Genomic DNA, 13,093 nt, shown 5'->3' on the forward strand with positions numbered 1-13,093 from the left:
AGGTCGTTGGTGAGTGGTGGGCCAGATATCGGGTTGCAGCTGGCTCCTTCTGTTGAAGGCCGATGGTGGGTTATTCCTGCCACGCCGGGGTATGGGGCTGCTGCGCAGCCCATCGCAGGCAAGCCAGCTCCTACACGGACCGCATACGGACTGGAGTGTGTGAGTTACCTGTGGCGAGCAATTTCCTACGAAACGCGCAGTTCATTCGTACCCTCGAAAACTTGCGAAAACAGCCACCCAGGAATAAAGTCCCTCAGTCGCCGGAGCATCGGCGACGCGACCTTGGCCGGTCGGAATCGAAAGGCGCATCAGCGCCCAGTCTTCATCGCAGGCGCTTTTTTTGTGCCCGCGATGTCGTGTTATGGCGGTGGTGCGCGGGACACCTTCGGGTGTGCCGGGCTCCTTTCGTCCCGGTCGGCCAACCCGCGTACTGCTGCCACCTTAACTTGCTTGGCCGCGAGCGGTGGTAGTTCCATCACGAAAGGAACTCATGCATGACCACCGTAAGTCCGTTGCTGAACCTCGCATCCGTTCTCCTCCGTCGTTCCTCGACGACCCTCAGCTATTTCACCGTTAGCCAATCCCGCTTCACCTCCGCCCAATCGGAGGCACGCCATGACTGATCAAGAACGCCTCTCCACCATCCAAAGCTACGCCTGGACTCTCGAACTACTAGGCGAGGCCCTGGTCCAGCATGACGAAATGCTGGAATGCGAACACAACCCGCAACTGAGCTTCCGCAACACTGCCGGCATTCACCAAGCGATCCGGATCATCAGCCGATTGGCCAGTGAGCAGTGTGGGAAGGTGATGGAGCAGAGTGGTCAGGCCCCGGCTGATTAGGCTGGGCCTTTACTGATCGGCGCTTCCTGCGCAGTGCGCCGCCGGCTAGCCGTTTAGCAGGCATCACGGTGGGTGGCACGGGCTGCGCCCGTGTTCGCGGGCTCGCCCGCTCCCACAGGGATCGTGCCAGGTCTCAGGTGTTCAGCAGGGCAACTGCCGTACACCCGGTGTTCGGTGCGGAGGTATAGATTACTGGGGCTGCTTTGCAGCCCTTTCGCGACACAAGGCCGCTCCTGGTAATGACCACTTTGGGGCGGGTTGGGGATATCTTTACAGGCATGGTAAATGGGGCTCATGCCTTGTGTACTAACGGCGGTATGGGGTACCAAGAGGCGGACGACTCCCCGTCACGTTCAAGATAAGGAAATCACCATGTCCAACCACCACTGGAATGACTGGGCCGGCGGATTGACGCTAGTGCTTCAGGCAATCGTTTATATCCCGCTGCTATACATCCTCCTGATGCCATGGTTTTGCCTGGCGCTGGTCAAGCTTGGGAAAATTCCTTTCTTCCCGGGGTTTTTCCAGGCAATGGCCTCGACCGGGTGGCTGGTTGCTTCTGGGCTTGTGGGCCTGGTAGTACTGTTTGTTGTGGTTCGTCCCTTGGTCCGTTGATTTACCGGCACGAGGAAGGTGCTTTTGGAACCGTGTTGTTCACTGTTCGTAAGTCTTCAGGGCGAGGGTAAGCATTTCATGGATGTGCGCCCGCAAGGCAAGCGGCTCCAGCACCACCAACTGACCCCAGAGCACAACAAGCTGACCGACCTGAAGAAAGTGGATTTCATCCTCTGGCAGATGCGCGGTTAATACACCGTTTGATCCCTCGGGCAGGGCAGGCCAGTGTCCCGTCAGCTGCCGGCCATCAGCCTTTGGGTGGCCTTTTCGCCTCGGCGGGCAATACTTCTCTGTATATGCAGGCGTGTTCCTGGTGGCGCGCGCCGCTGGGAGGTGTCAGGTGAACAAACTTTCAATCGTGGGCGCCGGCTTGGTCGGCGAGGCAGCGGCGCAGATCATCGCCCGGGACGAGTTGTGCCGTGAGCTGGTGCTGATGGACGTGCAGGGTGAGCTGGCGCAGGGCAAGGCGCTGGACGTGTGGCAGGCAGCCGTGGAATCAGGCTCCGATACCCGGGTTTACGGCGGGGGCAAAGCCGACCTGCTGGACGGCTCCGAGCTGGTGGTAATTACCGCAGGCGTGCCGCGCAAGCCCGGCCAGTCGCGCCAGGATGTACTGAGCATCAACCTGCCAATCCTCGACAGCATCATGGCCGATATCAGGCACCATGCGCCGGCAGCCACGGTGCTGGTGGTGTCCAACCCGGTCGACGTGCTCACCTACCGCGCCTGGAGCGTCAGCGGCCTTGGGCGGGACAAGGTGTTCGGGCAAGCGGGGGTGCTGGATACCGCGCGCATGAAGTGTTTCATCGCCGAACAAACCGGGTTTTCTGTCCGGGATATCACCGCGCTGGTGCTGGGCGGCCATGGCGACAGCATGGTGCCGCTGATGCGCTACTGCCAGATCGGCTCGGTGCCGCTGTCGCACTTCCTGTCCAGCGAGCAGATCGAACAGATTGTCGAGCGCACCCGTAAGGGCGGCGGTGAGATTCTGGGGTTGAAGAAGACGGGGAGCGCCTGCGATGCACCGGGCGTGGCCATTGCGCAGATGGTCGATGCGATCGCCAATGGGCGGAACCGTATTTTGCCGGCGGTGGCGATTCTTGAGGGCGAGTATGGGCGAACGGATATCGCCATGGGTGTGCCCTGCGTACTGGCAGAGAAGGGGCTTGCGCGGATTATCGAATTGCCGCTGGATGCGCAGGAGCAGGCGATGTTCGACCACTCTGCAGACCAGGTGGCGCGAGATATTGCCGAGATGAAGGCGTTGTAGGGCTTGAAGCGTCATGCATCGGGTGTGGCGGCTCGGGCAGTGGGGGAACACTTTGCCTCCGTACCTGTCACACCCGTTCATTGGGGTTCAGACCCACCATTACCAGGGAGAGGTAGGCATGGCTTTCGACGCTTTCATCCAAATCGACGATATCGCTGGCGAAGCGCTGGATGAGCAGTACACCAACTGGATCGAGATCAACGGCTAAAACTTCGGTGTCAATCAAAGCGCGTCGGCTACCGCAAGCTCGTCCGGCGGTGCAACATCGGGACGTACCACCTTGACCAACTTCACGTTCACCAAGTTTCTCGACAGCGCGAGTTGCAAGCTGCTGGAAGCCAGCTGCTCGGGCCAGCATCTCAAGGAAGTATCGGAGTGAATGAAGTTGAGCCTGGGCTAATTGCGATTCTGATTCTTGCACCCATGATGCTGGCGATGGTCGTACAGTGTTTCATCGCACATAAATACACTGAGTACTACGAGTCTTTAAATCACGTTTCAACATGCAGGCCTTCTGGGCAAGGTTATGCGTACGGGTTTGATCTCCATGGTGCTGGCTATACCGAGCCTCTTCGTGCGCAGGGGGTTGTTCTAACCGGCAGCCTCGAGCTTTGCACGAGCAGACCTCTCGCGACCCAAGGTTGCTGCGGCATCGACCGCGTCGGCTGTGGTACCGGCCCGGAGCGCATTGCCGAGCTCAAACGTAACCCGGGCTGACTTTCAGCGCGGGTCTGGCGGGAAAGCGCAGCGGTTATTGTTGGGAAATGCCTGAACTGACGGTAAGGTTTGGGCGTCTCTCATTCACCACGCGTCGAGGGTGATCGAGTCTTGACCGCTCGTTCACGATGCGCAGCGCTGTACACCAGGAGCAATACTGCCTATGAATGCAGAGCAAAAACGCAGGAGCACCATCAACCCTCCCGTTTTCTTTACCAGTGCCATTCTGGTGCTGCTATTGGTGCTGTACGCCACTGTTTTCCAGGAGCACGCCCAGCGTGTGTTCGAACACGTGCAGCAATGGATCATCACCAACGCCAGCTGGTTCTACATCCTTACCGTGGCATTGGTACTGATCAGCGTGGTGTTCCTGGCGGTCAGCCGTTACGGCGATATCAAGCTGGGACCGGACCACAGCGAACCGGATTACCCCAACAAGAGCTGGTTCGCCATGCTGTTCTCGGCAGGCATGGGTATCGGCCTGATGTTCTTCGGTGTAGCCGAGCCTGTGATGCATTTCATCAACCCCCCGGTCGGTGAGCCAAATACCATCGCAGCAGCCCGTGAAGCCATGAACATCACGTTCTTCCACTGGGGCCTGCATGCCTGGGCCATCTACGCCATCGTCGCGCTGATCCTGGCTTACTTCAGTTTCCGCAACGGGCTGCCGTTGACGCTGCGTTCGGCTCTGTATCCTTTGATCGGCGAGCGCATCTACGGCCCGATTGGGCATGCTGTGGATATCTTTGCCATTCTCGGGACGGTATTTGGCGTGGCCACGTCGCTTGGCTACGGCGTGCTGCAGATCAACAGCGGCCTGCACCAGCTGTTCGGTTTGCCAGTCAGCACTACTGTGCAGGTCGTTCTCATCGCCGCCACCTGTGCCCTTGCCACGCTGTCGGTGGCCAGCGGGCTGGATAAAGGCATTCGCATTCTCTCCGAGCTCAACCTTGGCCTGGCAGTGATATTGATGCTGTTCGTGCTGGTGATGGGCCCGACCGTGTTCCTGCTGCAGGCCTATGTTCAGAACACCGGCGCGTACCTGTCCGATATCGTCAACAAGACATTCAACCTGTTCGCCTACGAACCCACCGACTGGATCGGGGGTTGGACCCTGCTGTACTGGGGCTGGTGGCTGTCCTGGTCGCCTTTCGTAGGGCTGTTTATCGCGCGTATTTCCCGTGGTCGCACCATTCGCGAATTCGTCTGCGGCGTGTTGTTCGTACCGGCCGGTTTTACCCTGCTGTGGATGACTGTGTTCGGGGACACCGCCATTCACATGATCCTGCACGGGGGTGTGAGGGAGCTGGCGGCGGTGGTCGATCAGGACAGTTCGCTTGCGCTATTCGCGTTTCTCGAACACTTCCCGTGGTCGACAACGGTATCGTTGGTGGCGGTGCTAATGGTGGTGGTGTTCTTTGTCACCTCCGCCGACTCCGGGGCACTGGTGGTAGACATGCTTGCCTCCTCGGGCAAAGGTCACTCGCCGCTGTGGCAGCGGGTGTTCTGGTCGGTGACCATGGGCGCAGTTGCCATTGCCTTGCTGTTGGCCAACGGCCTGAAAGCGTTGCAGGCAGCCACCATCGCCAGTGCCTTGCCATTCGCGGTAATCCTGCTGGTGGCGATCTGGGGCCTGTTCAAGGCCCTGGGCCTGGATGCCACACGTCGCGGCCTGCGCACCCAATCGCTGCCTGGCCAGCGCCAGCACCGGCAGAATCACGGTGGCTGGCAACGGCGCCTGCGCAACATCGCCATGATGCCGCGTAGGGCCCACGTTACTCGCTTTATCAATGATGTGGTCAAGCCCGCCTGCGAGGAAGTGGCCCAGGAGCTGCGCAAGCAAGGTTACGAGGTTACGGTTGAGGAACGCGACGATGGCCGGGTCACGCTCGAGCTTTCCCACGCGGGCGAGGGCCGCTTCAAATATGAAGTTCGGCCGCGTGCGTACAATACCCCTAGCTTCGTCATTCGCGAATCTGACGATAACAACGATGCACGCAAGTATTTCCGCGCCGAGGTGTATCTGCGTGAGGGCGGGCAGGACTACGACGTGATGGGCTGGAGCCGCGAAGATGTGATTGGCGACATCCTGGACCAGTACGAGCGCCACCTGCACTACCTGCACGTGGTCAGTTGAGCCCCTACGTGCGGGCCAGGCGAGGTATGGCCCGCACGTACACCAGCTCGCACACCAGTTCCACCAGCGTCTGCGTGATCACGGCAGCTGCCGCCAGGGTGCGCGTATGCTCTGGCAAGGCCAGTGCCAGCGGCAGCACCACCAGCGAATTGCGGGTCGATGCGCTGAACATCACCGAACGCGCTTCGGTGGCCGGCAGGCGTAGCAGCCGCGCCGCGATGAAGCCGAGCGCTGGCGCCAGCAGCATGAAGCCGATGTACACCGGAATCACCGGCAGCAAGCGGTCGAAATCACGCACCACCACGGCAATCTGCGAAGCGATCACAACCACCAGTACCAAGGCCATCGCCGGCACGGGCAACCACGCCCAGGCGTCATTCCAGGCCGTGACTGTGCGCGAGCGGCGGGCACCGAGGCTGGTGAGCACGGCAAGCAGCATGGGCAGCACGATCAGCAGCACGAAGGCTTCCACGAACGGGGTGATGGAAATGGACACGTTGCTGCTGTCTCCCAGCATCAGGGCCAGGTAGATCGGCAGCAGTGCCAATTGCACCAGCAATAGCACGGGTGTGGCGGCCAGGGTCAGGCGCGAGTCGCCTTTGCCGATGTGGGTGAACACCACCACGTAGTCGATGCAGGGTGTAAGCAGTACCAGCAGCGCGCCGACAAGGATCGCCGGGTGCTCGACCAGCCCACGGGTGATCGCCCAGACCAACAGCGGCACAAGAATGAAGTTGGCGAGCAGCAGGGCGCCCATGAAACGGCGATTACCCAGACCCTGGCGCAGGTCGAGGAAAGGGATTTGCAGAAACATCGCATACATCAGCACGGCAATGGCGGGGGTGACCAGGGCTTCCAGGTGGCGTGCGCTGTCGCTGGCCATCAAGCCGAAGGCAACGGCTGCGAGCACGGCAGCGAAGTAGATCGGGATCTGGTGGGTCTCGAGTTGTTCTCTGGTCAAGGTGTGGCCTGTGGTTGGTGGTGTGGAAGCAACTTGAATTGAGCCTAGGTAGTGAAGGCAAGCATATTACCTGTGGGAGCGGGTTCACCCGCGAACACCGGCGTAGCCGGTGCCATCCACCTCGTTGCCCTCTTCGCGGGTAAACCCGCTCCCACAGGGGCCGCGACAGGTTAGCGAACCTGGTTCATGAAAACGAAAAAGCCCGGCACTGGGCCGGGCTTTTTCACTTCAGGCTGGCGCCAATCAGTTGCCGTAAACCGGCAGCTTCTTGCAGATGGCCTTAACCTTCTCACGAACGGCGTCGATCACCGCTTCGTTGTTCAGGTCTGCCAGGATGTCGCAGATCCAGCCAGCCAGCTCCTTGCACTCGGCTTCCTTGAAACCACGGGTGGTGACGGCTGGGGTGCCGAAACGCAGGCCCGAGGTGACGAACGGCGAACGTGGGTCATTCGGTACCGAGTTCTTGTTGACGGTGATGAAGGCCTTGCCCAAAGCGGCGTCAGCGTCCTTACCGGAGATTTCCTGCTTGATCAGCGACAGCAGGAACAGGTGGTTCTGGGTGCCACCGGACACCACGTCGAAGCCACGCTCGATGAATACGCTGGCCATGGCCTGGGCGTTTTTCACCACCTGCTGCTGGTAAGCCTTGAACTCAGGCTGCAGGGCTTCCTTGAAGCAGATGGCCTTGGCGGCGATCACGTGCTCCAGCGGGCCGCCTTGGGCGCCTGGGAAGACAGCGGAGTTCAGCTTCTTCTCGATGTCGGCGTTGGCACGGGCCAGGATCAGGCCGCCACGTGGACCGCGCAGGGTCTTGTGGGTGGTGGTGGTGACCACGTCGGCGAACGGAACAGGGTTCGGGTACACGCCAGCGGCAACCAGGCCGGCAACGTGGGCCATGTCGACGAACAGGTAGGCACCGACCTTGTCGGCGATGGCGCGGAAGCGGGCGAAGTCCAGGACCTGCGAGTAGGCCGAGAAGCCGGCAACGATCATCTTCGGCTTGTGCTCGACAGCCAGGCGCTCGACTTCGTCGTAGTCGATCAGGCCGTTGCCGTCGATGCCGTACTGGATGGCGTTGTACAGCTTGCCCGACGAGCTTACCGAAGCACCGTGGGTCAGGTGGCCACCGTGGGCCAGGCTCATGCCCAGGATGGTGTCACCGGCCGACAGCAGGGCCAGGTAGACAGCGGCGTTGGCCTGGGAGCCAGCGTGCGGCTGGACGTTGGCGTAATCGGCGCCGAACAGTTCCTTGGCACGGTCGATGGCCAGTTGCTCGACGATGTCGACGTACTCGCAACCACCGTAGTAACGCTTGCCTGGGTAGCCTTCGGCGTACTTGTTGGTCAGGACCGAGCCCTGAGCTTCCATGACTGCCGGGCTGGTGTAGTTTTCCGAAGCGATCAGCTCGATATGCTCTTCCTGGCGCAGGGCTTCTTGCTGCATGGCTTCGAAGAGCTCGGCGTCGTACTTGGCAATGGTCAAATCACGGCTGAACATGGCGGTCCTCAAGGATCGGGGTAGTTTGGGTGGGCATTCTAACCGATTGATTCGCGGCTGGCATATGAAGTGGCATCAAGTCGCGGACCAATGGGGCTCATGTTGCATCCCGCGCCGTGTCTGGGCTGGGTGGGTTCCGGAGCTGACTCTCAGGTCCATTTTTTGGGGCGCATATGGCCCCATCGCCGGCAAGCCAGCGCCCACAGGACTGGCGCTGGCCTTGAGGCTGATGCATCACTTGTGGGAGCTGGCTTGCCGGCGATGAGGCCAGTGCAGGTACCGCATCAATGGAACATGAACAGGGTTTCGTTGGCGAACTGCGCCTCGAACTGGTGTGCTGGCATCGGCCGCCCGAACAGGTAGCCCTGCACTTCGTCGCAGCCATGCTCGCGCAGAAACTCCAGCTGTTCGTGGGTTTCCACGCCCTCAGCAATTACCGCCAGGTTGAGGCTGTGGGCCATGGCGATGATCGCCCGGGCAATCTGCGCGTCCTGCTCGCCTTCGGGCAGGCCGTCGACGAAGGTGCGGTCGATCTTCAGTACGTCGATGGGGAACTGCTTGAGGTAGTTGAGCGATGAGTAGCCGGTGCCGAAGTCATCAACCGCAATGCTCAGGCCGAGGTTTTTCAGGCTGGCCAGAATCTGCAGCGCCTCGTTCACTTCGCGCATCAGGATACTTTCGGTCAGCTCCAGCTCCAGGCAGGCCGGCGGCAGGCCGCTTTCTTCAAGAATGTTGGCAATCCGCGTGCCCAGCTGGCCGTCGGAGAACTGCCGGGCCGAAATGTTCACCGACACCTTCGGCACCCGCACCTTGGCCTTGTGCCAGGCCTTGAGTTGGCGGCTGGCTTCGCGCAACACCCAGTCGCCTACGTCCACCACCAGGCCCAGCTCCTCGATCACCGGGATGAAGTCGCCCGGCGGCACCAGGCCACGGGTCGGGTGGCGCCAGCGCAGCAGCGCCTCGGCCCCGGTCAGGCGCTTGCCGTCGCCGCTGAACTGCGGCTGGTAGTAGAGGATGAATTCGTTCTGCTCCATGGCGTGGCGCAGGTCGCTTTCCAGTTCAAGGCGCTCCAGGGCGCTGGCGTTCATCTCGGCCTGGTAGAACTGGAAGTTGTTCTTGCCGCGCTCCTTGGCGTGGTACATGGCGGTGTCGGCGTTCTTCATCAGCTGGCTCAGCTCACTGCCATCCTGCGGGCTGAGGGCGATGCCGATGCTGGCGGTGACGAAGAACTCGCGATTTTCCAGCACGAACGGCCGCACCAGGCTGCCGAGGATGTTCTCGGCCACGTGGATGGCGCGGTTCAGGGCCATTTCGCGGGTGGGGCGCGGCTGCAGCAGCAGGGTGAACTCGTCGCCGCCCATGCGTGCCACCGTGTCGTCGTCATCCACGCAGGCCAGCAGGCGCAGGGCCATGTCCTTGAGCATGCGGTCGCCGGCCGCATGGCCGAGGGAGTCGTTGATCGGTTTGAAGCGGTCGAGGTCGAGGAACATCAGCACCACCCAGGCCTTCTGCCGCTCGGCCTGCTGCAGGGCGTTGTACAAACGGTCCTGGAACAGTGTGCGGTTGGGCAGGTGGGTAAGGGCGTCATAGTAGGCCAGGCGGTGGATGCGCTGTTCGCTGGCCTTGCGTTCGCTGATGTCGGTGAAGAAGCACACGTAGCTGGCCAGGTCGCCTTCGTCGTCCAGTACCGCGGTGATGCCGACCCAGGCCGGGTAATGGTCGCCGTCACGGCGCTTGAGCCACACCTCACCTTCCCAGCTGCCGCGCTGGTGCAGTTGCTTGACCACATAGCGCAGGTGGCCTTCCTGCTGTTCATCGACAGTGAGCATGCCCGGCAATTGGTCGAGCACTTCACTGACGGCGTAACCGCTGACGCGGCTGAACGCCTCGTTGGCCTGGACGATATAGCCGGCCGGGTCGGTGATGAGGATCGCCGAAGTGGAGTGTTCGAATACGGTCGCGGCCATGCGCAGGTCTTTTTCGGCTCGACGTTGCTGGCTGATGTCGCGGCCCACCCCGAGTACGCCTTCGAAGCGCTGGTCATCGTCCCACACCAGCACCAGGCGCAGCTCGATCGGGATCTTGCGGCCATCGGCACGCAGGCAGTCGAACAGGAACAGCTGGGTCGGCAGCTGGCTGCGCAGTTGGGCCAGCTGAACCGGGTCGCCCATGGCCTTGCTCACGCGCTCCATCAGGCTGTAGATGCCGGTGAGCTGGGCCGGGTTGGCGATGATCGACTGCCAGCCGTTGGCGAAGATCCAGTCCGCCTGGTAGCCCAGCACGCTCTGCACCGAAGGGCTGACATAGTTGAGCTTGAGCAGGCTGTCGGTGGAGAAGATCACGTCGCTGATGCTTTCGGCGAGCATGCGGTAGCGCTGTTCGCTGTCGCGCAGCGACTGGCTGGCCTCTATCTGCACCGTCACGTCCTTGGCCACGCCGATGATGCGCGTTACCAGGCCTTCGGCGTCACGGGTCAGCACCTGCTCGCGGATGTCATAGCAGCGCCAGCCGCCATCACGGTGGCGGAAGCGCAACTGGCAGTGCAGCGGCTGGTCATGGCCGTTGTCGCGCTGTTGCTGGCGCAGGGCCTGGAAGTGCGCGGCGTCTTCGGGGTGCAGCAGCAGCTCCCAGAAGCGGTCGCCCATTTGCGCAAGCTCGGTGCGGTCGTAACCCAGGGTCTGGCCAAGGTGGCGGTTGCTGAAGATCATCCGCTGGCTGAGCACGTCCTGCACGTACAACTGGTCGGGGACGGTGCGCACCACGTCCGACCAGAAGCTTTCGCGCTCCAGCAACGACAGCTCCACCTGCTTGCGGCTGGTGATGTCGCTGATGCTGAGGATCACCGCCTGGTAGTCGCCGCGCTGCTGCGGCAGCCGTGCCATCAGCCACAGGTGCAGCTCACCGCCCAGCGGCGCCGGCAGGCGTACTTCCAGCTCCAGCAGCGGGCGGTGTTCGATCAGCGCGTCGATCAGTTGCATGCCGATGCTGTCGCGGCCATCACCCGTGCCGTCGATCAGGCGCTGCCAGGCACCTTCGTGGCAGTTGATGTTCAGCAGCTGGCGGGCAACCTGGTTGACCTCGGTGATTTTCAGCTCCAGCAGCAGCGAGCGGCGCAGGTTCGGGTCCAGGGCCAGGCTATGTTTGAGCGCAGCGCGGTTGCGCAGGTGGTAGCGGTCGAGCTGGCCGGGAAGGCTGGACAGGTCGAGCACACACAAGGCCACGCCGGTGCCTTCGAAAATTTCCTGGTAGCGCCGGCGGTCTTCCTGCAGCGCGCGCTGGCGGCGGCGCATGTTGATCAGGGCCAGCACTGGCAGCAGGGCGCAGAACAGCACCAGCAGGCATTTGCCGATCAGTGCAGGCAGCAGTTTCTGCTGGGTCAGCTGAGCGTCAAACAGGCCGCGCAGTTGCCAGGTGCTGTTGTCGATAAAGGCCAGCATCACGCTCTGTAGCGGCTCGCTGCCGGTGTCGGCCGGCGCGTGGCGTTGCAGTACCTCGCCGCTGCGGCTGTTTTCCAGCAGCCATAGGGGGTGGCCGGCGCCATCAAGGTGGACGGTGAGGGTGCTGTAGTAGTCCGGCGACAGGCGCAGCAGCCAGTAGCCACGGTCCTGTTCGGTGGACTGGCGCAGCAGCAGGTAGAGGGTGCGGTTGTCGGCTGAATTGGTGAAGAAGTAGGGGCGGCCCTGGTTCAGCTTCAGCAACTCGTCAAGCAACTGGCGGTCCGGGCTGCCGGCCAGGCTGTCGGCGCGCAGTTGCCCGGCGCTGTCCAGCCAGGCCACGCTCTGCAAGGCGGGCAGGCGCTCGCGCAAGGTATCCACCAGGCTCGGCAGGGCGGCGGGCGTCGGCGCATTGACGTAAGGCTGTACCACATTTACCGCCTGCTGCGCCTTGAACGCCATGTTCAGGCCCAGGTGGTCGGCGAGTTCCGCAGTGGCGTCCAGGCTTTGTTTGCGCAGGTCGGCCTGGGTGTGGTTGAACTGGGCGAAAAGCTGCCACAGCAACAGGCCCAGCAGTATCAAGGCAAGCATCGCCAACGCACCCTTGACCGACCCGCGCAGGGTGGCGGCGGGCGCCTGTGGCGCGGTACGCAATGTCGACGGATGATTAAGGTTGGTCAAGCGTTGATCCTGCGATTGGGCTGGCGATGGCAGGGAAGGATCATGCACGGTGTGTGCCGGTGTCTGGTTGACGCACAACGGTGGCGCACTATAAGGCCGGACACCTGAAACCGGCTAGCATGCCTAGGATTATGGCAAAGTGCCAGCCATGTTGACCGATGGTGCCGGCCCGGTGGTTCGGCAAGCCCCTGCAACCTGTGCGAGAATAGCGCCCGCTATACATGACAACGCATCGGAGATGTTCGGTTTTGGTTACTCACTTTTCCTCCAATGGCCTCGATTCCGCCTGTGGGCGCAGCAGTCAGACCCTTGTCAGCACTGCCGTGACCGAGGACGTATCCTGCAAGTCTTGCCAGCGCTCGCTGGTCAAACCTGACGCTGTCGCCAGCGCCAAGAGCAAAGCGCCCTCGCTGGCTGAACTGCGCAAGACCGCCAAGGCGGCAGCAGCGCCAACGCCGGCAGAGGCGGCAGTCAAGCCTGCTGCCAAGGTGGTCAGTACTGCGCCTGCGGCTGCCAAGCCGGCCAATGTGGCCAACGTGGCCGAGCAGCAACCTGCCCGCAGCGGCGGCTTCAGCGTGAAGTCCGCCTGGGCCGCGCGCCTGGCCGGGCAGGGCGACCGTTGCCGGTTGCCGCGGGGCAAGGCCAAACAGCGCCACGTCTGAGCCATCTCGGCTGCTGTGCCGGCCTCTTCGCGGCTAAAGCCGCTCCCACAGGGATATCACCGCCTTCAAGGGCAATGCAGTACCTGTGGGAGCGGCTTTAGCCGCGAAGAGGCCGGCAAAGGCAACAAATTCCCCCCAGGGACAACACCGATCCCACCCCACTCTCGGCCCCTCCTATGCAACGCCGCGCGTTGGCGTAGAATGGTCGTCTTTGTCCAATGACACCCGAACACGCATCCCCCTGGCCATGCTGCCTGGGCGATCGTCGATGTCTTT

Annotated in this window: 9 protein-coding genes and 1 pseudogene; 7 read left to right on the top strand and 3 right to left on the bottom strand. The window is 62.0% G+C overall.

Annotated features, from left to right (window positions below):
* The first annotated feature begins 615 nt into the window (after positions 1–615).
* The 6 genes and pseudogenes from E8E78_RS15545 to betT all read left to right on the top strand — a co-directional run bounded on the left by E8E78_RS15545 (position 616) and on the right by betT (position 5,582).
* On the top strand, positions 616–843 hold the full coding sequence (locus tag E8E78_RS15545; protein WP_049278030.1) for a hypothetical protein: 228 nt from the start codon (positions 616–618) through the stop codon (positions 841–843).
* 372 nt (positions 844–1,215) lie between these two features.
* Positions 1,216–1,458, top strand: coding sequence for a hypothetical protein (locus tag E8E78_RS15550; protein WP_049278032.1), 243 nt, complete (start codon positions 1,216–1,218; stop codon positions 1,456–1,458).
* 340 nt (positions 1,459–1,798) lie between these two features.
* Entirely contained in the window at positions 1,799–2,728 is a 930-nt protein-coding gene (locus tag E8E78_RS15555; RefSeq protein WP_280315156.1) for a malate dehydrogenase, read from the top strand.
* Positions 2,729–2,846: 118 nt separating this feature from the next.
* Positions 2,847–3,098: pseudogene (locus E8E78_RS15560) on the top strand (type VI secretion system tube protein Hcp); the annotation flags it as partial.
* 5 nt (positions 3,099–3,103) lie between these two features.
* Entirely contained in the window at positions 3,104–3,445 is a 342-nt protein-coding gene (locus E8E78_RS15565; protein WP_230676156.1) for a hypothetical protein, read from the top strand.
* A gap of 163 nt (positions 3,446–3,608) precedes the next feature.
* A complete protein-coding gene (gene betT / locus E8E78_RS15570; protein WP_049278035.1) occupies positions 3,609–5,582 on the top strand; it encodes a choline BCCT transporter BetT in 1,974 nt (657 codons plus the stop codon).
* A gap of 4 nt (positions 5,583–5,586) precedes the next feature.
* Here betT and E8E78_RS15575 read toward each other — a convergent pair whose 3' ends face one another.
* From E8E78_RS15575 to E8E78_RS15585, 3 genes are all read right to left on the bottom strand, one after another.
* Positions 5,587–6,543, bottom strand: coding sequence for a bile acid:sodium symporter (locus tag E8E78_RS15575; RefSeq protein WP_049278037.1), 957 nt, complete (start codon positions 6,541–6,543; stop codon positions 5,587–5,589).
* Between the two features lie 243 nt (positions 6,544–6,786).
* A complete protein-coding gene (gene glyA, locus E8E78_RS15580; RefSeq protein ID WP_012270418.1) occupies positions 6,787–8,040 on the bottom strand; it encodes a serine hydroxymethyltransferase in 1,254 nt (417 codons plus the stop codon).
* 284 nt (positions 8,041–8,324) lie between these two features.
* Positions 8,325–12,155, bottom strand: a complete 3,831-nt coding sequence (locus E8E78_RS15585) for a bifunctional diguanylate cyclase/phosphodiesterase (RefSeq protein ID WP_059396021.1) — start codon at positions 12,153–12,155, stop codon at positions 8,325–8,327.
* A 248-nt stretch (positions 12,156–12,403) separates the two neighbouring features.
* On the opposite strand from E8E78_RS15585, the gene E8E78_RS15590 reads away from it, so the two are divergent.
* On the top strand, positions 12,404–12,817 hold the full coding sequence (locus tag E8E78_RS15590; protein ID WP_016501554.1) for a hypothetical protein: 414 nt from the start codon (positions 12,404–12,406) through the stop codon (positions 12,815–12,817).
* Positions 12,818–13,093: the final 276 nt, after the last annotated feature.

The sequence above is a fragment of the Pseudomonas sp. BN505 genome, assembly GCF_029873175.1.
Taxonomy (GTDB): domain Bacteria; phylum Pseudomonadota; class Gammaproteobacteria; order Pseudomonadales; family Pseudomonadaceae; genus Aquipseudomonas; species Aquipseudomonas putida.

Coding starts and splice junctions, on each gene's coding strand:
- glyA (WP_012270418.1), bottom strand. CDS start 8,040: ATGTTCAGCCGTGATTTGACCATTGCCAAGTACGACGCCGAGCTCTTC.
- E8E78_RS15545 (WP_049278030.1), top strand. CDS start 616: ATGACTGATCAAGAACGCCTCTCCACCATCCAAAGCTACGCCTGGACT.
- betT (WP_049278035.1), top strand. CDS start 3,609: ATGAATGCAGAGCAAAAACGCAGGAGCACCATCAACCCTCCCGTTTTC.
- E8E78_RS15550 (WP_049278032.1), top strand. CDS start 1,216: ATGTCCAACCACCACTGGAATGACTGGGCCGGCGGATTGACGCTAGTG.